Genomic DNA, 21855 nt, shown 5'->3' on the forward strand with positions numbered 1-21855 from the left:
GGACATTGATAGCGAGCCGATATAAGAGGGCTTCTAAGAAGCGGTCTCGGAGGGCCAGGGCCTCGGAGGGCCTACGCCTCCGGAGCCGGACCGCCGGACCCGTGGCGCGGGATGCGCAGCCGGAAGAGCGCACCGCCACCCTCGGCCGCCTCCGCGCCGAGCGCCGAGCCGTGCGCCCGCGCGATCTGGCGGGCCATGGCCAGCCCCAGCCCGGAGCCGGGCAGCGCACGTGCCTGCCGGGAGCGGTAGAAGCGGTCGAAGACGTACGGCAGGTCCTCGGCGGCGATACCGGGCCCGTGGTCACGGACGGTGAGGTCGATGGCGGGTTCGCCAGAGGTCAGCCGGACCTCCACCTCGGCGCCGGGCGGGCTGAACTTCGCGGCGTTGTCCAGCAGATTGGTCAGCAGCCGGGCCAGCCGCGCGGGCACCCCGTCCACCGTGACCTCGGCCAGCTCCGTGGTGAAGGCGGTGTGCGCCCAGTGCGAGCGGGCCTCCTCGACACAGCGCGCGGCCAGCAGATCCAGTCGCACCGGTTCCACCAGCGGCAGCGGCTCCTCGTCCCGCGCCAGCTCGATCAGGTCGTTGACCAGACCGGTCACCTCGCGCAACTGGCCGCCGAGCGCCGACGCGGCCCGGTCCCGCTGGGCGGGGGACAGCCGGTCGGCACGGGCCAGCAACTCGGCGTTGGTGCGCAGCGCGGTCAGCGGGGTGCGCAGCTCATGGGAGGCGTCGGCCACCAGACGGCGCTGGGCGGCCACCGACTCCTCCAGCTCGCCGAGCATGGTGTTGAAGCTCCCGGCCAGCCGGGAGATCTCGTCCCCGCGCCGCCCCTCCTCCGGCGGCAGCTCGATGCGATGGGCCGGATCGCGGGTGGCGGCGATCCGTTCGGCGGTGGCGGTGAGCCGGGTGACGGGCGCCAGCGCCCGGCGGGAGGCGAGATAGCCGAGCCCGGCGGCGAGCAGCGCCCCCGCGGCGCCGATGGCGGCGAGCAGCCGCGCGGCCTGGCGTTCGCCCTGCTCGACGGTGTCGGAACGCACGGCGAGCTGGAGCGCGCGAGGGCCGCGCAGCGGGGTGGTCAGGGTGCGCATCCGGTGTCCGCGCACGGTGACCTCGCCGTAGTACGCGCCGCGGGTGCCCGCGGCCACCTGGCGGGTGGCGTCGGTGACCGGGATCAACAGGTCCTTGCCCGCCGGGTGTCCCGGTGTGCCCGTCCGCGGGGTGACGACCTGTGCGCAGGCCGGGGCGGCCAGCCAGCGGCATTCGCCGTACAGCGTCCCGGTGCCCTCGTCACGCCGCTCCTGGGCGAGCAGGGTGGCCTGCTGGGTGAGCTGGAGGTCGAGCTGACGCACCAGTTCGTAGCGGATGACCACGTACGCGGCGACGCACACCCCGACCGTCACCAGCGCCACCGCGGCCGAGGTGATCAGCGCCATCCGGGTGCGCAGCGGCAGACGGCCCGTCAGGCGGCTCCCGGCTCGGCGTTCGCCGGACCGCCGTTCTCCAGACCACCGTTCCCCCAACCGCCGTTCCCCCAACCGGCGGGCGGCGCTCATCGCTCGCCCAGTTCGTAACCGATGCCGTGCACCGTGTGGACCAGCCGCGCGGCGCCCTCCGCCTCCAGTTTGCGGCGCAGATAGCCGATGTACACCGCCAGCGAGTTGGAGTCCGAGGCGAACTCGGTGCCCCACACCAGCTCCTGGATCAGCTCCCTCGGCAGCACCTGACCGGGATGGCGCAGAAACACCTCCAGCAGCGCGAACTCGGTGCGGGTGAACTCCATCCGCCGTCCGCCACGCACTCCGGTGCGGCTCTCCGGATCGACGGTCAGATCGGCGAAGGAGAGCACACCGGACACGTTCTCGTCGAGGGCCTCGACGGGCGCGGCACGCCGCAGCAGCGCCCGCAGCCGGGCCAGCAGCTCGTCCAGTGCGAACGGCTTGACCAGGTAGTCGTCGGCCCCCGCGTCCAGCCCCGCCACCCGCTCGCTGATCTGGTCCCGGGCGGTGAGCACCAGGACGGGCGTACGGTCGCCGAGTCCGCGCAGCCGGTGGCACACCGCCAGCCCGTCCATCACCGGCATGGCCAGGTCCAGCACGATGGCATCCGGCGGTGCGGCGGCGATCGCGCTGAGAGCCGCCAATCCGTCCCCGGCCACCCGCACCTCGTATCCCTCCACGGCCAGCCCGTCCACCAGTGCGGCGCGGACCTCCGGATCATCGTCCACCACCAGCACGGCCGCCGTCCGGGGGTCGGTGGGCTTTCCCCGGCCGGACGGGGAGGACGCGGCAGCGGACATCACGGGGCCTTTCGGATGGGCACAGGTCAGTGCCCACCCTGGCAGAACACGCTCTTAGAACACTCTTAACGGCGTCGGCCACGATGGGCGGGTGCGGATCGGCCGGGGGCACGGCGCCCGCCTGGTCGCCGCCGCCACGACCCGTTGGGCGCCGACGGTACGGCCCGTTAGTCCAACACCCGCGCGCACTTGTCCATGGGCGGCCGCCCCGCCGCCGTCCCAAGGTGGAGCACCATTCTCACCAGCGAGGGAGGAGCCGGCGCGTTGACGTACGCAGAGGAGGGGCGGCCGAAGGAGGGATGGCCCGGCCGCAGAGCGGTCGTGGTCACCACCACACTGGCCGGAATCGGAACGGCCATCGGCACCGGCGGTGGCACCGCCCACGCCCGTGACACCGCACCCGGCCGTGGTGCCGCACACGCCCGCGCCATCGAGCGCACGCTGCGGTCGAAGCGGCTGGAGGTCCGGGTGGACCCGGAGTTCCCGCGCATCGTCGCGTACATCGACCGTGAGACCGGCGCACTGCTGCACGGCCAGTGGGAGCCGGTCCGTTCGGTGCTCATCGACGGCGTCGAACGCACCCCGCACATCACCGCCGTCACCAGCGGCCCGGACCACATCAGCTACACCCTCGCCTTCGGCGCGACCACGGCCACGTCGGGTGCGGACACCTCCGGCACGGACACCGCCGGCTCGTCCGGCTCCGGTCCGGACGCCGAGATCGACATCCGGATCCGGGTCAGCGAATGGCAGGTCGACTGGCGGGTCACCCGGATCGCCGACACCGACGCGCTGCGCGTGAGCACCCTGCGCATCCCGGGGCTGGCCTTCCTCAGCGTCCGCGCCGACCAGCCGGGCGCCACCCTGCTGGCCGCCCGGATCGACCTCGACCAGGCCAAGAGCGGTGACACCGCCGTCCGGCCCACGGCCGACACCCCCACCGACGACGCGCCCGTCGGCTGCGCCTACGCCGTCGTCAGCACCGACCGGCTCGCGGCCGCCGTCGAGACCAACACGGTCTGGGACAAGCCCTCCGCCGCCGCGGGCACCACCTGGGAGAACGGACGGCTGTGGCGGCAGACGGTACGCGAGGACGGCCAGATCACCGCCCGGCTCACCTGCGGTGAGTGGACCCACCGGGCCGCCACCGCGGCCGTCGGCGCCACCGAACCGCTGCCCTGGGCCACCGTGGTCCTCACCCGGGACCGCAACGGCGACGGCGTGGTCGACTGGCAGGACGCCGCCATCGCCTTCCGCGACATCATGGTCAACCCGCTCGGCGCCGACGAACAGCATCTGCGGGTCGTCCCGCACATCCCGTTCAACTTCGCCAGCCAGGCCACCAATCCCTTCCTCGACACCCTCGACAACGTCAAACGGATCGCGCTGGCCACCGACGGACTACGGCAGTACACCCTGCTCAAGGGCTATCAGTCGGAAGGCCATGACTCCGCCCACCCCGACTACGCGGGCAACTACAACACCCGCGCCGGTGGCCTGGCCGACCTCAACACCCTGCTGCGCTCCGGGCGCCACTGGAACAGCGATTTCGCGGTGCACGTCAACGCCACCGAGTCCTATCCGGTGGCCAACGCCTTCTCCGAGACGCTGGTCGACAAAAACGACAAGCAGTGGGACTGGCTGGACCAGTCCTACCGCATCGACCCCCGCCGCGACCTGGTCTCCGGCGACATCATCGAGCGCTTCCAGGATCTGCGGAACGACACCGACCCGGCCCTCGCCGCGCTCTACATCGACGTCTTCCGTGAGTCCGGCTGGAACTCCGACCGGCTCCAGCGGGCCCTGCGCGACCAGGGCTGGCGGCTGTCCACCGAATGGGGTCACGGACTGGAGCGCTCCTCGCTGTGGTCGCACTGGGCCACCGAGACCGACTACGGCCCGGACACCTCGCGCGGTATCAACTCCCGGCTCATCCGCTTCATCCGCAACCACCAGAAGGACGTCTTCGCCGACAAGTGGCCGACCCTGCTGGGCATCCCCCGGATGGGCAACTTCGAGGGCTGGACCGGCAAGACCGACTGGACCGGCTTCTACCGGCTCATCTGGACCCACAGCCTGCCCGCCAAGTACCTCCAGGCGTACCCCATCCGCACCTGGGACGACCACGAGATCACCTTCGAGGGGCCCGGCGGCACCTCGGTCACCGACACCGGTGGCGTCCGCCGCATCACCACCGACGGGCGGCTGGTGTACGACGGCGGCGGCTATCTGCTGCCCTGGGAGCCGCGCGAGGCCACCGACCCGGCCAAGCTCTACCACTACAACCCGGCCGGTGGCACCAGCCGTTGGCCGCTGCCGCGCGGCTGGTCGGGGCAGCGGTCCGTGGTGCTGTACCGCCTCACCGACCAGGGGCGCGCCGAGCCGGTCACCCTGGCGGTGCGCGACGGCCACATCAGCATCACCGCCGACCCCGACGTCCCGTACGTGGTGCTGCGCTCCCGGGCCCGCGCCCAGGCGGCCCCCGGCTGGGGCGAGGGCACTCCGCTGTACGACCCCGGTTTCCACTCCGGTTCGCTGCGCGGCTGGCAGACCACCGGCCCGGCCACCGTCGAACGCAGCGCGCTGGGCGACTACGAGCTGGTCATCGGCGAGGGCGCGGCCGCCACCGTCGGCCAGCGACTCGACCGGCTGGCCCCCGGCGGCTATATGGCCTCCGTACAGGTGGAAGTGGGCGCGAAGGCCGGTGAGCGGCGGCGGGCCGCGCTGCGGGTGCACACCGCCGACGGCGTCACCGCGGAGAACTGGACCGAGACCTCGACCGCCGCCAACCACATGGCCGCCGACCGCAAACACGGCACCCGTTTCCAGCGGATGTTCACCTCCTTCACCGTGCCCGACGGCGGCGGACCGGTCATCCTCACCCTGGCGGTGGCCGAGGGCGGCGCCCGGGTCCGCTTCGACCGGCTGCGGGTGGTGCGGGCCCAGCGCACGGCGAAGCCCGGCACCCTGGTGTACGAGGACTTCGAGCGGGTGCCCCAGGGCTGGGGCCCGTTCGTCAAGGGCGACGCGGGCGGGGTGACCGACCCCCGCACCCATATCGCCCAGCGGCACGCCCCGTTCACCCAGGCCGGATGGAACGGCAAGGTGATCGACGATGTGCTCGAAGGCGGCCAGTCCCTCAAGTCACGCGGCGAGAACGCGGGCCTCGTCTACCGCACGGTGCCCCACACCGCCCGCTTCCGCCCGGGGCGGCGCTACCGGGTGAGCCTGACGTACGCCAACGAGGCGGCCGGTCAGTACGCCTGGATCACGGCCGTGGACGACCCCGAACCGCGCGAACTGGAGCGCACCCCCCTGCCCGCCGCCACCGGGCGGGCCACCCACAGCTACACCGTCACCGCGCCCGCGGACGGCGAGATGTGGGTGGGGCTGCGGAAGACCGGCGACAGCGGTACCGCGGAGTTCACGCTCGACTCCTTCACGGTGGCGGAGCTGGACTGACACGGCGGAGGGAGCGGGGCAGCGCGAGGACATCCGCGGGCCGGCTCCCTCCGCCACCCCCACCCCTGGTCATCCCCTCCCCCTGGCGGCCGGGCAGTCCGTGGACGAAGATCGGCGAGATGGGAGCAGCCGACCGGAGGGCGCCGCGGATGTATCACACCTGGATGCGGTACTTCACGCCGAGCCCGGCCCATCACCGGCTCGGCCTGGTGTGTCTGGGGGTCGGCCTCCAGCACGGCGTCCTGCCCGTCGTCGGCCCGCGTGTCCTGGACCACCATGTGGCCGTGGTCATCAGCGCGGGCCGCGGCTGGTTCCGCGGCGCGGACGGCCGCCGCCGCACCGTCACCGCACCCGCGCTGCTCTGGCTCACCCCCGGGGTCACCCACCACTACGCCCCGGACCCGCACACCGGATGGGACGAGGCGTTCGTCGACTTCACGGGACCGGCCACCGCCGCCTACGCCGACCTGGGCTATCTCGACGCGGACGGCCCCGTGGTCGCGCTCACCGACACCGCCACCGCCCGTACGGCCATCGGCCGGATCGCCCGCGCCGCACGCCAGGGCAACCCGTTCCTGGAGGTCGAGACCGCAGCCGCCGTCCATGAACTCCTCGTCGCCCTCCGCCGCCTGCGCGCCGACACCGGCGCCGACGGACATCCGGTGCTCCAGGCCCTGGCCCGGGACGCCTTCCAGCCGCTCTCGGTGACCGAACACGCCGCCCGCCACGGCATGACACCGGCCGAACTGCGCACCGCGGTACGCCGCGGCGCGGGGTGCAGCCCCAAGGACTACCTCCTCGGCATCCGGCTGGGCCGCGCCAAGGAACTCCTGGTCGGCACCGAACTCCCGGTGGCCGCCATCGCCCGCCGCGTCGGCTACGACGATCCCGCCTACTTCAGCAGACTGTTCGCCCGCCGAGTGGGCACCGCACCGGTCCACTTCCGCGAGCAGCAGTGCCGCTCGGTCCCCGGCGGCTTCACCGACCGCATCCCCGACCCCAGCCGCCCACCGACGATCCCGCCGTCCGCACCGGCGGACGACGGACGGCGCGGCGGCGGATGACCGGAAGTCCGCCTTAAGCCGGCCGGACGGCTGCGGGGGGCGGCTTCCGCCATTGGGGGGATGGTGGGCCGCGATTGCCCCGCCAAAGGGGCACCATGCATGCGAAGCCGGTCATATCCGGCGGCAGATCCTCAGCAAGGAGTTCCCATGCGTATCCGGACCGCCCTGTCCACGCTCGCCCTCACCGCCGCGTCCCTCGCCGTCGGCGCGGGCGGTGCCATCGCGGACGACGCGCCCGATGTCACCGTCAACAACTCCAGCAGCACGGCCTTCCCCGGGGTCTGTGCCAGCAACCAGTTCTCCTTCGTCACCGTCCCGGTCAATCTGGCGGGCGGGTCGGACTCCGGCGCGTGCTGATCCCCTGAGTTCGCTGATGGGCGGGGTGCGGCCGGTGTCGGCCCGGGCGGCACCGGCCGTATCCTCGGCCATCGCGTGTTCCAATTCACCGTCCCGAATTCCGGACCGCCCCCTGCACAGCGCCGGACGGCCCCGTAGGCTGGCGGGCGTAGTTGGTTCGCCCCGTCGGCCAGGCGGGATGCGTCGTAAGAGGGAACCCGGTGGGAATCCGGGACTGCCCCGCAGCGGTGAGCGGGAACGACCGCCGTCATACGCACTGGGTCCGGTGAGACGGACCTGGGAAGCGACGGCCATTAGGTGTCCTCCCCCAAGAGGACGCGCCCGTGAGTCCGAAGACCTGCCATCTGCCCGCGTACGAACCACTCGTGCGCGGACATCTCGGTGACCTCGAGGGCGGGTCGGCGTACATACCGGGCAGTGGCCAGGCTTTTGCCGCGCGAGGCCGAAAGCCCGGTACGTCACCCTTCGCGCTCTCCTCCCGTCGCCGGGATCTCAGGGATTCATCTCGCGAAGGAGATCTCCGTGACACCGAAGTCCGCAGCCGCGGCAGCACGGGCCACCGTGTACGGCTACCCCCGCCAGGGCCCGAACCGGGAACTGAAGAAGGCGATCGAGGGCTACTGGAAGGGCCGCGTCACCGCCGACGCGCTCAAGTCCACCGCCGCCGAACTGCGCAGCGCCACCTGGCAGCAGCTTGCCGGGGCGGGTATCGACGAAGTTCCCACGGGTGACTTCTCGTACTACGACCACATGCTGGACACCACCGTCATGGTCGGCGCGATCCCCGACCGCCACCGGGAGGCCGTCGCCGCCGATCCGCTCGACGGCTACTTCGCGATGGCGCGCGGCACGCAGGATGTCGCGCCGCTGGAGATGACCAAGTGGTTCGACACCAACTACCACTACCTGGTTCCGGAGCTGGGCCCGGACACGGTGTTCAGGGCCGACTCCGCCAAGCAGGTCGCGGAGCTGAGGGAAGCCCTCGGCCTCGGTCTGGCCGCGCGGCCGGTCCTGGTCGGGCCCGTCACCTACCTCCTCCTCGCCAAGCCCGCCCCCGGCGCGCCCGCGGACTTCGAGCCGCTCACCCTCCTGGACCGCCTGCTTCCGGTGTACGCCGAGGTGCTGGCCGATCTGCGGGCGGCCGGTGCCGAGTGGGTGCAGCTCGATGAGCCCGCCCTGGTCCAGGACCGCACACCGGCCGAACTGAACGCCGCCACCCGCGCCTACCGCGATCTCGGCGCCCTCACCGACCGTTCGAAGCTGCTGGTCGCCTCGTACTTCGACCGGCTCGGCGAGGCCCTGCCCGTGCTGGCCAAGGCCCCGGTCGAGGGGCTGGCGCTGGACTTCACGGAAGCCGCCGCCGCCAACCTGGACGCGCTGGCCGCCGTCGGCGGGCTGCCCCACAAGCGACTGGTCGCCGGTGTCGTGGGCGGCCGCAACATCTGGGTCAACGACCTGGAGAAGTCCCTGGCCAGGCTCGGCACCCTGCTGGGTCTTGCCGGCCGGGTCGATGTGGCCGCCTCCTGCTCGCTGCTGCACGTGCCGCTCGACGCGGCGGCCGAGCGGGACATCGAGCCGCAGATCCTGCGCTGGCTGTCCTTCGCCCGGCAGAAGACCGCGGAGATCGTCACCCTCGCCAAGGGCCTGGCCCGCGGCACCGACGCGATCACCGCCGAACTGGCCGCGAACCGGGCCGCGCTCGCCTCCCGCGCCAACTCCCCCATCACCCGCGACCCGGCCGTCCGCGACCGCGCCGGCGCGGTCACCGAGGCCGACGCGCGCCGCTCCCAGCCGTACGCCGAGCGCGCCACGGCCCAGCGCACCCACCTGCGCCTGCCGCTGCTGCCGACCACCACCATCGGCTCCTTCCCGCAGACCGGCGAGCTGCGCAGCGCCCGTGCCGATCTGCGCGAGGGTCGGATCGACACGGCCGGGTACGAGGAGCGCATCAAGGCCGAGATCCAGGAGGTGATCTCCTTCCAGGAGAAGACCGGCCTGGATGTGCTGGTGCACGGCGAGGCCGAGCGCAACGACATGGTCCAGTACTTCGCCGAGCAGCTCACCGGCTATCTCGCCACACAGCACGGCTGGGTCCAGTCGTACGGCACCCGCTACGTCCGCCCGCCGATCCTGGCCGGTGACATCTCGCGCCCCGAGCCGATGACGGTGCGCTGGACGGCCTACGCCCAGTCCCTCACCGACCGCCCGGTCAAGGGCATGCTCACCGGCCCGGTCACCATGCTCGCCTGGTCCTTCGTCCGCGACGACCAGCCCCTCGGCGACACCGCCCGCCAGGTCGCCCTCGCCCTGCGCGACGAGGTGGGCGACCTGGAGGCGGCCGGGACCTCGGTCATCCAGGTGGACGAACCCGCCCTGCGCGAGACCCTTCCGCTGCGCGCCGAGGACCGGCCCGCCTATCTGTCCTGGGCGACCGAAGCCTTCCGCCTCACCACGGGTGGCGTACGGCCCGGCACCCAGATCCACACCCATATGTGCTACGCCGAGTTCGGCGACATCGTCCAGGCGATCGACGACCTCGACGCCGATGTCATCAGTCTGGAGGCCGCCCGCTCCCATATGCAGGTGGCCCGCGAGCTCGCCGCCCATGGCTACCCGCGCGAGGCCGGGCCCGGTGTGTACGACATCCACTCCCCGCGCGTGCCCAGCGCGCTGGAGGCGGCCGAACTGCTCCGCACCGGCCTGAAGGCCATCCCCGCCGAGCGGCTGTGGGTCAACCCCGACTGCGGCCTGAAGACCCGCGGCTGGCCCGAGACCCGGGCCTCGCTGGAGAACCTGGTCGCCGCGGCCCGTACGGTCCGCGGCGAGCTGCCCGCGTCCTGACCTGGACAGTCCACGTCCTGACCCGGACAGTCCGCGTCCTGATCCGGACGACCGGCCGGGGCCGGAGCGCGCCACGTCGCGCTCCGGCCCCGCTGCCGGATGCCGAAGGCTCTCCCGTGGTCAGGCGGCTGTCGCGCCGGACAGGGGACGCGCACGGTGCGCCGTGTCCATCGACTTCCGCCAGGCCCCGGGCGTGACGCCTTCCCTGGCCGAAAAGGCACGGCTCAACGCGCTCCCCGTGTCATAGCCGACCCTGACCGCGATCTCCTGGACACTCAACGGCGTCTCCCGGAGCAGCACCTTCACCCGGTACATGCGCCATGAGGTGAGGTAGCCGAGCGGGGTATCCCCCGTTTTCTCCTTGAACGAGGCGGCGAACGCCGAGCGTGACATCCCCGCCTTGCGGGCGAGTTCGTCGACCGTCCACGGATGGGCCAGGTCCGTGTGCAACTCCCGCATGGCGACGGCGAGTCGGGGATCTCGCAGTGCGGCGATCCAGCCGACGGCGCCGCCCCCGACATCGGCGCAACAGGTCCGTAGTGCCTGGACGAAGAGCACATCGGACAGCCGGCTCATGATGAAGCCACCGCCGAGCCCGCCTGCGGCGCTCTCCCTCGCGATGAGATCGAACGTGGTGCGCAGGAGGTGGCCGGCGGTGTGGTCCAGGTTCAGCCGGAACAACGGCGGCAGCAGCGCGAAGAGCGGTTCGGCCGCCACGGCGTCGAAGGCGAACCGGCTGGACACGATCCGCGTCAGCTCACCGTCGCCCCCGACCCGCGCCGCGCCGCCGGGAGCCTGGGAGATGAGTCCGTCGCAGTCGACGACCTCGCTGCCCTCGGTGTCCTGAAGCGTGAAGCTCACGCCCGCGCGGACCAGGAAGCAGTCGTTCGCCTCCAGCCGTTGCGGCCCGGCGAGCGTGTCCGCGACGAGCCGGCAGGAACCACTGGAGATCAGGACCAGCCGGGCGAGGTCCCGGGGAGGGAACGAGATGCCCCACGGCGCATGGGCGTCCACCCGCACATATCGCGCGTCCTCGATCTTCATGGTGGCGAGAAGGTCGTCGATGGGATCCATCTCCACCCTCCTGGACGATCTGCGCCAAGCCGTGGACGCCAGGATACATATCGTCCAGCCGGGCCGCCCTATCGTGGAGTGGTCCAAGAACAAAGGAGGGGAAATGCGAACATTCCAGGTGGTGGCGGGCGGCGGCCCGGTGGCCCCGGCCACGCGTCAGGTGCCGACTCCGTCGGCGGGCGAAGTGCTCGTCCGCGTGAAAGCCAGCTCCATCAACGCGCGCGATCTGCTCATCGTCTCCGGCAGGTATTCCATCGAGGTGCCGCCGGGGCGGATCCCGCTCTCCGACGGCGCGGGGGTCGTGGAGGCCGTCGGGGACGGGGTTTCGCGGTTCCGGGTGGGGGATCGCGTGGTGAGCACCTTCCATCCGACCTGGCTGTACGGTCGGTTCCCCGGGTGGGGGGAGTTGCACGGGACACAGCGCGATGGGTGGCTCACCGAATACCTCGCCGTCGACGAGCAGAGCCTGGTCGCCGTGCCGGAGCATCTGTCCTTCGAGGAAGCGGCCACGCTTCCGTGTGCCGCGCTCACCGCGTGGTCGGCGGTGAGTGGAGTCGGCCCGGGCGATGCGCTCCTGGTCCAGGGCTCGGGCGGGGTGTCGGTCTTCGCGTTGCAGTTCGCCCGTCTGGCCGGCGCGCGTGTGCTCGCCACGACATCCAGCGATGAGAAGGCCCGGCGGCTCGGCACGCTCGGCGCGTCCGATGTCGTCAACTACGTCAGCACACCGGAGTGGGGCGCACGGGTACAGGCCCTCACCGGTGGCGGTGCCGACCGTGTCGTCGAGATCGGCGGCGCCGGAACGCTCGCCCAGTCCATCGACGCGGTCGCCCATGGCGGGCAGATCGCCCTGGTCGGCAATCTCGCGTCGGGCAGCGGGATGGATGTGACGCGATTCTTCCGCCGCGCCGCCACGCTCAGGTCGATCAGCGTCGGCAGCCGGAGCGACTTCGAGCGGATGAACAAGGTCATCGGCCGGCACGGGCTGCGGCCCGTCATCGACCGTGTCGTCCCCTTCGAGCAGGCGCCGGAGGCGTTCGCACACTTCGAGACGGGCCCACGCTTCGGCAAGGTCGTCATCAGCCACTGAGCACGTACGGCCACGGATCGTCTTCCGGTCGCTCGTGTGCTGGGCGGCCGTCGTCCAGGGGGCCCAGCAGTACGCGAACACATCGGACTACGCCCGCAGTTCCGCCACCAGGCGCTGGAGCCGGCCGTCGGCGGGGTAGCGGGAGGCGGCGTCCTTGAGGCCGGGACGTCGCCCAGGCGCGCGGCGAGCCGTTGGTTCGCGCGCCCCTGCTCCAGCCGCAGGATGTAGTCGACGGAGAGCCCGGCCAACTGCGCGAGCGCGAACTCTGGGACGCCGTCGAACGGTTCACCGTGCCGCACGCCGCTCGGCCTCTGGACGTCCGGTCCGCAGAGACCGAGCCCCGACCGGATCAACCCAACTCCGCTACGAGATCCGCCACTTGCCCCGGCATGGACAGGAACGGCGAGTGGGAGGAGTCGAGCGCCGCGACCGCGGTCGGGTTGTCCGGGAAGGCCACCGTGGCGTCGCTGATGAACTTCCTCTGGAGGGCCGGGCGCACCGCCATGTCCCGTGCGCAGGTGATGTACGTACGGGGGACCGAGCCCCAGCCGTCGCGGGTGAGGGTGGTGGTACCGCACACGATGCCGATCGGGGCGTCGGGCGTCAGCAGTCCGAAGGCGGCCTCGGCGACGGCCCGGTCGACATCGCCGTAGAGCGCGTCCAGCAACTGCCGGCGATACGCCGCGTCGCCCGAGACCAGGTCCAGCCGCAGCGCCCCGATCGCGGCGGGATCGGCCCGGACGCAGGACTGGACGAGGGCGCCCGCGTTCTCGGGCATCCGGAGGCAGGCGAGGGCCGGAACATCCGAGGCGGGCATGAGCCCGCTCAGATACACCGCGTGGGCCACCGACTCGGGCGCCTGCTCCGCGGCCCGCGTCAGCACGGTGCCACCCATGCTGTGGGCGACCACCGTGACCGGGCCGCCCCGGCCGACCCGCCTGATCTGCGAAACCAGGAGGTCACCCGCCTGGTCGAGATCCACGTCCGCCACCGGCGAGACCTCGGTGGCCAGTGCCTCGGCGTCGAAGGGGCGGCTGGTGAGGCAGGCGGGCCGGCGTGCGCGCAGCCCGTGCCCCGCCATGTCCACCGCGACCGCCGAGCGGCCGGAGCCCGCCAGAGCGGCGATCACCTCGGTCCAGCACCAGGCCCCATGCCAATTGCCGTGCAGAAACAGCAACGGGGTGGCTCGAGCTCGAGCGGACATCGTCGCGCCCTTGACGCCTCGGGACCGGAGTGCGGTCCGTCACCGTAGACCGCGGAAGGCGGCCCGCACCTCCTCCACCAGCACGTCGGGCTGCTCCAGCCCCGGAAAATGACCGCCTCGGTCCAATGCGCGCCAGGAGCGCAGGTCCGTATAGCGGCGCTCGGCCCAGCGCCTGGCCGTGGGCCATGGCTCGGCCGGGAACAGCGAGCACGCGGTCGGGACGGTCACGGGCCGGGCGTTCTCCTCTTCGGCGCTGCGCGGCGTCCAGCGCAGCGCCTCCCAGTACCAGCGGGAGGTGGATGCTCCGGTCCCGGTGAGCCAGTACAGCGCGATGCCTTCGGCCTGCCGGTCGAGGCTCACCCCTCCCCCGGCTTCGGCCCGGGTGTCGGCGTAGGCGGCGAACTTCTCGCCCAGCCAGGCGGCCAGCCCGGCGGGCGAGTCGACCAGGGCGTAGCCGAGGGTCTGGGGCCGGGTGCCCATCTGGATCCCGAAGCCGTAGCCGTCGGCCAGGTGCAGATCACGCCGTTCGATCATGCGCGCCTCGGCCGGGGTGGCGGTTTCCCGGTCCTGCGGGAGCGGTGAGGCCACCGGCATCGTCAAGTGCAGGCCGATCACCCGCGCGGGAAACCGGCGGGCCAGCTCGGTGCTGATGAACGCGCCCCAGTCGCCGCCGTGCGCGCCGAAGCGGTCGTATCCCAGGCGGCTCATCAGCGTGGCCCAGGCGTCGGCCGTCCGGGCGGGATTCCATCCCGTCTCCGCGGGACGGCCGCTGAAGCCGAATCCGGGCAGCGACGGCACGACGACGTCGAAGGCGTCGGCCCGGTCGCCGCCGTGGCCGGCCGGATCGGTGAGCGGGCCGATGATTTGCTCGAACTCCAGGATCGACCCCGGCCAGCCATGTGTCAGCAGCAGCGGTGTCGCCGCGGGCTCAGGCGAGCGCACATGCCAGAAGGCCAGTTCCAGGCCGTCGATGACGGTGCGGAAGTGGCCGATGGCGTTCCAGGTCTTCTCGCGTGCCCGCCAGTCCACCTCGCGCAACGCCGCGAGGAGCGCCCGCATCCGGTCCAGCGGCACACCTTGGGACGTGTCCGCCACGGTCTCCGGTTCGGGCAGGCGGACCCGGTCCAGCCGGGAGCGCAGGTCGTCGAGATCGGCGTCGGGAACGGAGATGGCGAACGGTTCGATGTCGGGCGTCACCGCGCCCGCGGGGTAAGTCGGCACACCTCGAACGCTAGGACCGGCCCCAGGCCATTGGAATGCGCGCGATTGCCGTACAGGGATCACCGATTGCGGTAGTCCGACGGCCGGACCCCCGTATGCCGCAGGAACGCGGTGGACAGTGAGCCGGGGCTGCCGAATCCGCATCGCGTGGCGACCTGGGCGACGGTCAGCCCACCGGCGCCGAGCAGCCGCTGCGCCTCCTCGACCCGCAGCCGGGTGAGATAGCGGTGCGGTGTCTGGCCCGTGGCCTCCTTGAAGACCCGGATGAAGTGGTACACGCTGAAGCCGGCCTCGGAGGCCAGGTCCGCCACCGTCAACGGGCCGCCGAGCCGGTCCCGCATCATCGCCACGGCCTTGTACACCCAGGGCCCTTCGGCGCTCGCCCGGCTCACCTTCGGTGGCCGGACACCGCCGCTGAGCAGATGCACGGCGAGAAATGTCGCAGCGGACTCCGCGTACAGGTCCTCGGCAGCACCGGCCGCGCCCAGCGACCGCATGGTGTGTTCGATGAGCGGATCCCCCGAGGCCACCGCGGCGGCCATCCGCTCATAGTCGACGTCCGCCCCGCCCAACTGCTCTACCGTACGGGCGACGGTGACGCGCGGAATGTGCACCTGAAGGGTCCGCAAGGGGACCACGGACCGGTAGCGGCGCACCGACGCCACGCCCGGAAGGGCCATATCGACCTGCCCGGGCATCCAGTGCCGCCGCCGCCAGTGCCCACCGGTGTGGGTCTCCATCGACGCGTCGCCCGCGACCGTCAGCACCAGGTGCAGATCCTCGGTGGCGGGCAGTGCCATCCGTTCCACGCGCGCGGTGTGATGGAACCGCTGGAGCAGCAGCGACCGCCAGCCCAGGCTGTCCCAACTGCTGAACGTCCGCTCGACATAGGGGTTGGCGTCGAATCCGGTATACGGCTCGAGGTCGAAGTCTGGAGCGTCGCACACCGTATCGAGCATACCGATGGCCGGTGCGGACAGGGCATTCACGCGTTCCGTCCCTCAGCCGTCCCTCAGCCGTCCAGGGTGGGGTAGTCGATGAATCCCTCGTCGGTGCCGCCGTAGTAGGTCGCCGTATCGGGCGTGTTGTACGGGCCGCCCGCTCGCAGCCGGGCGGGCAGGTCGGGGTTGGCGAGGAAGAGCGCGCCGAAGGACAGCATGTCGGCCGTGCCGTCCTCGATGAGGGTCAGGTCCGCCGCGCTGGTGAATCCGTCTGTCGCGGGGTTGAGGATGAAGGTGCCGGAGAACTCCTTGCGGAGCAGGTTGGTCAGATCGCGGGAGCTTTCGACGACATGCAGGTAGGCGGGGCCGGTCTCGTTCAGCCGGCGGACGAGATGGGCGTACGTGGGCTCGAGGTCGGGCTCCTCGATTCCGTTGTAGCGAATGCCGGGCGAGACGCGTATCCCCGTGCGCTGTGCCCCGATGGCCGCTGACACGGCCGCGACCACCTCCGCCGCGAACCGGACCCGGCCTTCGACCGAGCCGCCCCACTCGTCGGTGCGCAGATTGGAGCTGGGCGCCAGGAACTGGTGGATCAAGTAGCCGTACGCGGCGTGCAGTTCGACCCCGTCGAACCCTGCCTCCACGGCGTTGCGCGCGGCCCGGGCGAAATCGGCGATCGTCTCCCGCACCTCCTGGGAGGTCAGCGCGCGGGGGGCGCTGAAGTCCTTCATGCCGTGGACGGTGAACAACTGGCCGGGTGCGGCGATGGCCGACGGGGCGACGTGCACCAGCCCCTCGGGCAGAAGCTCGGGGTCGCCGATCCTGCCGACGTGTGCGAGCTGGGCGAAGACCGTGCCGCCCGCGGCGTGCACGGCATCGGTGACGCGGCGCCAGGCGGCGATCTGCTCGGCAGTGTGCAGCCCCGGGGTGTGGGGGAAGCCCTGACCGACCACCGACGGCCATGACCCCTCCGTGACGATCAGACCGGCGGTGGCCCGCTGCGCGTAGTACGTCGCCATCGAGTCGGTGGCCGTACCACCGGGCCCGAAGGCACGGGCGCGCCCCATGGCGGGCATGACCAGGCGGTTGCGGAGGCGCGGCCCGGCAAGGTCGATCGGATCGAAGGGTGTGGTCACAACGGCTCCCGCGGATTGATGGACACGACGGCGGACAACGAGATCGTTGGTCAGCCAACGATCCCGTCGGAGAGCCACCATAACGCATTCATTGGCCGACCAATGATTGGTCGGCCACGATAGTCTTGCCCCCATGACCACAGAGCTCCCGCACACCGAAGCGACGGAGGGCGGATACGGCGGCGCCGTCAGCCAGACCCTGGCGCGCGTTGCCCGCCTGCACCGCCTCGCCGGTGGCAGGCTGCTGCGCCCGACCGGCCTCTGCTCCGGTCAGGAATTCCTGATGATGGCCCTGTGGGATGCCGGACCGGTCCGTCAGTCGGAGCTGGCGAGGACGCTCGACCTGGATCCGTCGACCGTGACCCTGACCCTGCGGCGGCTGGAACAGGGCGGGTATGTCATCCGCGCACGCGATCCGCATGACCGGCGCGTCATGCTCGTCCGGGCCTCGGAGGAGAGCTACGCCCTGCGACCCAAGGTCGCGGAGGTCTGGGGGCAACTGGAGGAGCACATCCTGGACGGGCTGGATGACGCGGAGCGCGAAGCCTTCGCCCGGATCCTCGCCAAGGTCGAGAAGAACCTCGCCCCCGCCGAGGAGGGCCCGCCCGACTGAGCAGGTCGGAGGAAGTCCGCTACGGTTCGGGCAGAGCCGAAGGGGCGCGGGGCTGTGCCGATGTGCGGCTCCGCCGCGGCTGTGTCGATGTGCGGCTCCGCCGCGTGGGACCAGCCACGACGGCGCCGCAGTCGGCCGACGACGCATCGCGACACTTCCAGCGGAGCGCTCAGCGCGTGATCAGCGGTCAGTCATTGCGGGTCCAGGAGCCCAGCACCATCAGCGTCCTGGTCCCGGTGACCTGTCCGACCCGGCGCAGGGCGTCGATGACCTGCTGGAGATGCTCGATATCCCGCACCCGGACGTTCACCAGGGCGTCGGGGTCCCCGGCGATGGTGAAGACGGCCTGCACCTCGGGGACCGTATAGGCGGTACGGACGATCTCCCCGACCGGTGTCGTACCGGTGTAGGACAGCTCCACGAACGCCTCGATGCCCCAGCCGAGCTTGGTGTGGTCGATCTGCACGGTGAAGCCCTTGATGACGCCACTGTCCTTGAGCCGGTCCACGCGGCGCTTGACCGCGGCCACCGACAGCCCGACCTCGGGTGCCATCTCGGAGAAGGTGCGCCGGCCGTCCTCGCGCAGCATGCGCAGCAACTGGCGGTCCACGTCGTCGAACTCGGGCATCGCCACTCCGTTCCGCATCCCGCGTGCACCGCCCATCCCGCGCAAATTCTTTTCGCCCAACCCGCTGATCGCCGCTACAGTTTGCGTCTTCTTCACCATCAACCGCAACTTACTTGTGCTCGCCCGGAGGGTGTTGCTGTCCTAGGCCCGGACCCATGAACGCCGAAGACCTCGCCCCGTTCGTACCCCAGGAGCGCCCTTCATGCCTGTCGACCGTCTGCTTCCCACCCGCGAGGCGGAGGATCTGCTCGACCTCGTCCGCGAGATCGCCGACAAGGAGCTGGCCCCCCGCGTCGAGGAGCACGAGCGCACCGAGAGCTATCCCGAGGGGCTGTTCCGGCTGCTCGGCGAGACCGGGCTGCTGGGTCTGCCCTATCCGGAGGAGTCCGGCGGAGGCGGCCAGCCCTACGAGGTCTACCTCCAGGTCCTCGAAGAGCTGGCCGCCCGCTGGGCCGCCGTCGCCATCGCGACCAGCGTCCACACCCTCGCCGCCTTCCCCCTCCTGACGTTCGGCACCCCCGACCAGCGCGGGCGCTGGGCGGAGGACATCCTCAGCGGCCGTCTCATCGGTGGCTACAGCCTGTCCGAGCCGCAGGCCGGGTCCGACGCGGCGGCCCTGACCTGCCGCGCCGACAAGGCCCCCGACGGCTATCGGATCACCGGTGCCAAGGCGTGGATCACCCATGGCGGCAAGGCGGACTTCTACGCGCTGTTCGCCCGCACCGGTCCGGGCAGCGACGGCATCTCCTGCTTCTTCGCGCCCGGACACACCGACGGCCTCACCTTCGGCCGGCCCGAGGACAAGATGGGCCTGCACGCCATCCCCACCACCTCGGCCTTCTGGGACGACGCCCTCCTCGCCACCGACCGGCTCATCGGCGCCGAGGGCCAGGGCCTCCAGATCGCCTTCAGCGCGCTGGATTCCGGCCGGCTGGGCGTCGCCGCCTGCGCCACCGGGCTGGCCCAGGCCGCCCTGGACGCCGCGACCGCCTACGCCCACGAACGCACCACCTTCGGCCGCCGCATCATCGACCACCAGGGGCTCGGCTTTCTGCTGGCCGATATGGCCGCCGCCGTCGACTCCGCGCGCGCCACCTACGTGGACGCCGCCCGCCGCCGTGACCACGGACGCCCGTACACCCGCCAGGCGAGCGTCGCCAAGCTGACGGCGACCGACGCCGCGATGAAGGTCACCACGGACGCGGTCCAGGTCTTCGGCGGCTACGGATACACCCGCGACTTCCCCGTGGAGCGCTATATGCGCGAGGCGAAGATCATGCAGATATTCGAGGGCACCAACCAGATCCAGCGGCTGATCATCAGCCGCCAGCTCGCCCACTGACCTGCCCCCGTCCCCGCCCCGACCTCAACTACCAGGGCACGGTCTGGCCCTGGTAGTTGAGGTACCGCAGGCCCGGTTCGCCGCTGTGACGGTCGATCGTGTCCACCACGCCCGGGATGGACTGGTCGATGGTCAGCGGTGCGTCCGGTCCGCCGAGTTCGGTACGGACATGGCCGGGGCACATGAGCAGCAGTGTGTGCGCGGCGTCGGCATAGCGGGCGGCATAGCTCCGCATGAGCTGGTTCAGGGCGGACTTGCTGGCGCGGTAGACGTCCTGACCGCCCCTGGTGTTGAAGCCGACGCTGCCCTGGCGCGAGGACATGACGCCGATGGTCCCGGCCGGCGCGACCAGCGAGCGGAGGGACTCGACCACGCGCATCGGGCTGAGCGCGTTGGTGACCATGACCTCGACGAACATCTCGGTCGGCACCTCGCCGATCGGAATGTTGCCCCGGGTGATGCCGGCGCTGATGAACAGCAGGTCGAGCGTGCGCCCGGCCAGGCGCTCGCGCAGCGCGGCGATCTGCTCCGGCTCCGTCATGTCCAGCGATTCGACGGTGACCCGGCCGCCGGACGCCTCGGCCAGGTCGTGCAGGCCGGTGCGCCGATCGCCCCGGACGGTCCCGATGACGTTCCAGCCGCGGTGTGCGTACTCGGTGGCGAGGGCGAGTCCCAGGGTGCGGGACGCCCCGACGATGAGGGCGGTCTTGGCGCTCATGCCCGAACCTCCGGCTTGAGGACCTGCTCGCACCATTCGCGGAAGGTCGTGGGGCCGGTGATCCGAGGGGTGCGCCGCACGCCGTCGTCGAGGCCGTTGTTCTTGGCGTACGCCATGTTGACGTAGCCCTCCACCAGGGCGTCCCCGAGGCCGCGTCCGGCGAATCCGGCGCGGAAGTCCTCCAGCGACCGGGGCTCGTAGCGGACCGGGCGGCCGAGCACATCGGACATGATGCGCGCCATGTCGTTCGCCGAGAGGTCCTCGGGGCCCAGCACCGGGACCTCGCCCGTCCCCGTCCAGGAGCGGTCGAGCAGCAGACCGGCGGCGACCGCGGCGATGTCCCGGGTGGCGGCCGTCGGTGCTGTGCGGTCGGGGGCGGCGGTGTCGGTGTACACGCCGTCGTCGCGGATCGAGGCCCGTTGCCGCAGCAGGTTGTCCATGAAGGACGGGCAGGCGAGCGCCCGGTAGGCCACGCCGGTACCCGCGATGAGGTCGTCCATGGCCAGCGACGCCGTCACATGCCCGGCGCGGCCGGCGACGGGGGTGCCGCGGCCGAGCGCCGAGACGCCGACGACGTGTCCGACTCCATGGGCCGTGAACGCCTTCGCGGCGGCGTGGGTGAATCCGGAGTACGCGGTGTCCAGGCTCGGTGCCCGCGGGTCCGGCGGGACCAGCCAGAAGACGGCGTCGGCGCCGGCGAAGGCCCGGTCGACGACCTCGGCGTCGCCGTGCGAGCCGGTGACGACGTCGACCCGGGCACGGGCCGCTTCGGGGAGTCTGGTGGGGTCGCGCACGATGACCCGCAGCTCTTCGCCGCGATCGGGGGCCTCGCCCAGCAGGATGTCCAGCAGCCGGCCGCCGATCTGGCCGGTGGGAGCAGTGATGACGATCATGCTTTGAGTCTCGGGGCGGCCACCTGCGGGCGTCCAATACCCTTCCCGGTAATTGATACCTTCAGGGCATGGACCTCGATCTGCGCAAGCTTCGCTACTTCGTCGCGGTGGCCGAGCAACGGCACTTCGGCCGGGCGGCGGAACAGCTCTACATCGCCCAGCCGGTCCTCAGCCGCCAGATCAGGGCCTTCGAGCAGGAGCTGGAGTGCACTCTGCTCGTCCGGTCCACCCGCAGCGTGGAGCTGACCGATGCCGGGAAGCGGCTCTACGAGGAGGCGCAGCGGATCCTCGCCACCGTCGCCTCGGCGGTGCGGAGCGTGCACGACGTGGATCGGGGCGTCCAGCGGCTCGTGGTGGCCTTCTGCTCCGGGCTGCATGTGTCGGAGGCGATCCGGGCGTTCTCATCGCGCCACCCGGACGTCGAGACCGATGTCGTCCCGGTGCGCTGGTGGGAGCAGGACGCGCCACTCCGGGACGGCCGGGCCCAGGTCGCCTATCTGCGGCGGCCGTTCGATCACTCGGACTTGCGCATCATCCCGATCGGCCACGAGACCAGGGTCGCCTGTATGCCCGCGACGCATCCGCTGGCCTTCCGTCAGGAGATCACCTCCGCGGACCTCGACGGTGAGCGGATGCTCGACGCGCCGACGCGGCGGACCTCGTCGCTCGAGGAGAAGTTCGAGCTCATCGCCTCCGGGCAGGGCATCGCGCTCGTCCCGCTGAGCGTCGCGCGGTCCTACTCCCGCCCCGACCTCGTCCACCTCCCCGTCACGGACGCCCCGTCGGTCGAGACCTGCCTGGCCGTCCTCGCGGACCGGCGGGAGAAGGTGCTGCGCGACTTCCTGGACATCGCCACCGCGACGCTGCGGGCCACCTGAGCGACCGGCGGCAGGTGCGCGGACTACGGCATATGAGGCGGCGCGCGACCCGGATCGGCGTTCTGCGAGGGCGATCGCGCGAGCGGCGGGTACCTTGGCA

At 71.7% G+C, this 21855-nt stretch carries 18 protein-coding genes and 1 riboswitch; of the genes, 8 read left to right on the forward strand and 10 right to left on the reverse strand.

The window, feature by feature from the left end:
- Positions 1 to 71: 71 nt before the first annotated feature.
- Both ACK1X7_RS07945 and ACK1X7_RS07950 read right to left on the reverse strand, forming a co-directional pair.
- Positions 72 to 1433 (reverse strand): sensor histidine kinase, encoded by a 1362-nt coding sequence (locus ACK1X7_RS07945; RefSeq protein WP_398160477.1) that lies wholly within the window; start codon positions 1431 to 1433, stop codon positions 72 to 74.
- Between the two features lie 116 nt (positions 1434 to 1549).
- Positions 1550 to 2296: a response regulator transcription factor gene (locus ACK1X7_RS07950; RefSeq protein ID WP_413114861.1), complete on the reverse strand. Its 747-nt coding sequence runs from the start codon at positions 2294 to 2296 to the stop codon at positions 1550 to 1552.
- 264 nt (positions 2297 to 2560) lie between these two features.
- Between ACK1X7_RS07950 and ACK1X7_RS07955 the strand changes: the two genes are divergently transcribed.
- From ACK1X7_RS07955 to metE, 4 genes are all read left to right on the forward strand, one after another.
- On the forward strand, positions 2561 to 5758 hold the full coding sequence (locus ACK1X7_RS07955; protein ID WP_413114862.1) for an endo-alpha-N-acetylgalactosaminidase family protein: 3198 nt from the start codon (positions 2561 to 2563) through the stop codon (positions 5756 to 5758).
- Positions 5759 to 5907: 149 nt separating this feature from the next.
- Complete coding sequence (locus ACK1X7_RS07960; protein ID WP_385155896.1) at positions 5908 to 6822, forward strand: helix-turn-helix domain-containing protein; 915 nt, start codon at positions 5908 to 5910, stop codon at positions 6820 to 6822.
- 147 nt (positions 6823 to 6969) lie between these two features.
- Positions 6970 to 7179 (forward strand): hypothetical protein, encoded by a 210-nt coding sequence (locus tag ACK1X7_RS07965; protein WP_014058984.1) that lies wholly within the window; start codon positions 6970 to 6972, stop codon positions 7177 to 7179.
- A 149-nt stretch (positions 7180 to 7328) separates the two neighbouring features.
- A riboswitch (cobalamin riboswitch) is annotated at positions 7329 to 7538 on the forward strand.
- Between the two features lie 163 nt (positions 7539 to 7701).
- Entirely contained in the window at positions 7702 to 10020 is a 2319-nt protein-coding gene (metE, locus tag ACK1X7_RS07970; RefSeq protein ID WP_413114863.1) for a 5-methyltetrahydropteroyltriglutamate--homocysteine S-methyltransferase, read from the forward strand.
- Between the two features lie 120 nt (positions 10021 to 10140).
- On the opposite strand, the gene ACK1X7_RS07975 is transcribed toward metE, so the two are convergent.
- Complete coding sequence (locus tag ACK1X7_RS07975) at positions 10141 to 11094, reverse strand: AraC family transcriptional regulator (RefSeq protein ID WP_385138307.1); 954 nt, start codon at positions 11092 to 11094, stop codon at positions 10141 to 10143.
- 103 nt (positions 11095 to 11197) lie between these two features.
- On the opposite strand from ACK1X7_RS07975, the gene ACK1X7_RS07980 reads away from it, so the two are divergent.
- Positions 11198 to 12181 carry a zinc-dependent alcohol dehydrogenase family protein gene (locus ACK1X7_RS07980; protein WP_413114864.1) on the forward strand — a complete coding sequence of 328 codons (984 nt, stop codon included), beginning with the start codon at positions 11198 to 11200 and terminating at the stop codon, positions 12179 to 12181.
- A gap of 349 nt (positions 12182 to 12530) precedes the next feature.
- Here the strand turns inward: ACK1X7_RS07980 and ACK1X7_RS07985 are convergent, their stop codons facing one another.
- The 4 genes from ACK1X7_RS07985 to ACK1X7_RS08000 all read right to left on the reverse strand — a co-directional run bounded on the left by ACK1X7_RS07985 (position 12531) and on the right by ACK1X7_RS08000 (position 16683).
- The gene (locus tag ACK1X7_RS07985; protein ID WP_390792646.1) at positions 12531 to 13385 is read right to left on the reverse strand and encodes an alpha/beta fold hydrolase; all 855 of its coding nucleotides are present in this window, start codon (positions 13383 to 13385) and stop codon (positions 12531 to 12533) included.
- Positions 13386 to 13424: 39 nt separating this feature from the next.
- The gene (locus tag ACK1X7_RS07990) at positions 13425 to 14606 is read right to left on the reverse strand and encodes an epoxide hydrolase family protein (RefSeq protein WP_385138315.1); all 1182 of its coding nucleotides are present in this window, start codon (positions 14604 to 14606) and stop codon (positions 13425 to 13427) included.
- A gap of 59 nt (positions 14607 to 14665) precedes the next feature.
- Entirely contained in the window at positions 14666 to 15553 is an 888-nt protein-coding gene (locus ACK1X7_RS07995) for an AraC family transcriptional regulator (RefSeq protein WP_390792645.1), read from the reverse strand.
- Between the two features lie 65 nt (positions 15554 to 15618).
- Entirely contained in the window at positions 15619 to 16683 is a 1065-nt protein-coding gene (locus ACK1X7_RS08000; protein ID WP_390792644.1) for an alkene reductase, read from the reverse strand.
- Between the two features lie 133 nt (positions 16684 to 16816).
- Between ACK1X7_RS08000 and ACK1X7_RS08005 the strand changes: the two genes are divergently transcribed.
- A complete protein-coding gene (locus ACK1X7_RS08005; protein WP_385138321.1) occupies positions 16817 to 17296 on the forward strand; it encodes a MarR family winged helix-turn-helix transcriptional regulator in 480 nt (159 codons plus the stop codon).
- A 187-nt stretch (positions 17297 to 17483) separates the two neighbouring features.
- Here the strand turns inward: ACK1X7_RS08005 and ACK1X7_RS08010 are convergent, their stop codons facing one another.
- Positions 17484 to 17924 carry an Lrp/AsnC family transcriptional regulator gene (locus ACK1X7_RS08010; protein ID WP_078645399.1) on the reverse strand — a complete coding sequence of 147 codons (441 nt, stop codon included), beginning with the start codon at positions 17922 to 17924 and terminating at the stop codon, positions 17484 to 17486.
- 202 nt (positions 17925 to 18126) lie between these two features.
- Between ACK1X7_RS08010 and ACK1X7_RS08015 the strand changes: the two genes are divergently transcribed.
- Entirely contained in the window at positions 18127 to 19266 is a 1140-nt protein-coding gene (locus ACK1X7_RS08015) for an acyl-CoA dehydrogenase family protein (RefSeq protein ID WP_385150478.1), read from the forward strand.
- A gap of 28 nt (positions 19267 to 19294) precedes the next feature.
- On the opposite strand, the gene ACK1X7_RS08020 is transcribed toward ACK1X7_RS08015, so the two are convergent.
- Both ACK1X7_RS08020 and ACK1X7_RS08025 read right to left on the reverse strand, forming a co-directional pair.
- A complete protein-coding gene (locus ACK1X7_RS08020) occupies positions 19295 to 19984 on the reverse strand; it encodes an SDR family NAD(P)-dependent oxidoreductase (protein WP_390792643.1) in 690 nt (229 codons plus the stop codon).
- On the reverse strand, positions 19981 to 20877 hold the full coding sequence (locus ACK1X7_RS08025; RefSeq protein ID WP_385150482.1) for an NAD(P)H-binding protein: 897 nt from the start codon (positions 20875 to 20877) through the stop codon (positions 19981 to 19983). The genes ACK1X7_RS08020 and ACK1X7_RS08025 overlap by 4 nt, the downstream gene beginning before the upstream one ends.
- A gap of 68 nt (positions 20878 to 20945) precedes the next feature.
- On the opposite strand from ACK1X7_RS08025, the gene ACK1X7_RS08030 reads away from it, so the two are divergent.
- On the forward strand, positions 20946 to 21755 hold the full coding sequence (locus ACK1X7_RS08030) for a LysR family transcriptional regulator (protein ID WP_382957021.1): 810 nt from the start codon (positions 20946 to 20948) through the stop codon (positions 21753 to 21755).
- Positions 21756 to 21855 lie beyond the last annotated feature (100 nt).

The organism is Streptomyces sp. CY-1 (assembly GCF_047218265.1).
Classification (GTDB): Bacteria; Actinomycetota; Actinomycetes; order Streptomycetales; family Streptomycetaceae; genus Streptomyces; species Streptomyces niphimycinicus.

Bases quoted from the DNA above. Each gene is read 5' to 3' on its own strand.
- ACK1X7_RS08015 (WP_385150478.1), top strand. From the start codon at position 18,127: ATGCCTGTCGACCGTCTGCTTCCCACCCGCGAGGCGGAGGATCTGCTC.
- ACK1X7_RS08020 (WP_390792643.1), bottom strand. From the start codon at position 19,984: ATGAGCGCCAAGACCGCCCTCATCGTCGGGGCGTCCCGCACCCTGGGA.
- ACK1X7_RS07965 (WP_014058984.1), top strand. From the start codon at position 6,970: ATGCGTATCCGGACCGCCCTGTCCACGCTCGCCCTCACCGCCGCGTCC.
- ACK1X7_RS07945 (WP_398160477.1), bottom strand. From the start codon at position 1,433: ATGGCGCTGATCACCTCGGCCGCGGTGGCGCTGGTGACGGTCGGGGTG.
- ACK1X7_RS08005 (WP_385138321.1), top strand. From the start codon at position 16,817: ATGACCACAGAGCTCCCGCACACCGAAGCGACGGAGGGCGGATACGGC.
- ACK1X7_RS08010 (WP_078645399.1), bottom strand. From the start codon at position 17,924: ATGCCCGAGTTCGACGACGTGGACCGCCAGTTGCTGCGCATGCTGCGC.
- ACK1X7_RS07985 (WP_390792646.1), bottom strand. From the start codon at position 13,385: ATGTCCGCTCGAGCTCGAGCCACCCCGTTGCTGTTTCTGCACGGCAAT.
- ACK1X7_RS08030 (WP_382957021.1), top strand. From the start codon at position 20,946: ATGGACCTCGATCTGCGCAAGCTTCGCTACTTCGTCGCGGTGGCCGAG.
- ACK1X7_RS07975 (WP_385138307.1), bottom strand. From the start codon at position 11,094: ATGGATCCCATCGACGACCTTCTCGCCACCATGAAGATCGAGGACGCG.
- ACK1X7_RS08025 (WP_385150482.1), bottom strand. From the start codon at position 20,877: ATGATCGTCATCACTGCTCCCACCGGCCAGATCGGCGGCCGGCTGCTG.
- ACK1X7_RS07980 (WP_413114864.1), top strand. From the start codon at position 11,198: ATGCGAACATTCCAGGTGGTGGCGGGCGGCGGCCCGGTGGCCCCGGCC.
- ACK1X7_RS07960 (WP_385155896.1), top strand. From the start codon at position 5,908: ATGTATCACACCTGGATGCGGTACTTCACGCCGAGCCCGGCCCATCAC.
- ACK1X7_RS07950 (WP_413114861.1), bottom strand. From the start codon at position 2,296: ATGTCCGCTGCCGCGTCCTCCCCGTCCGGCCGGGGAAAGCCCACCGAC.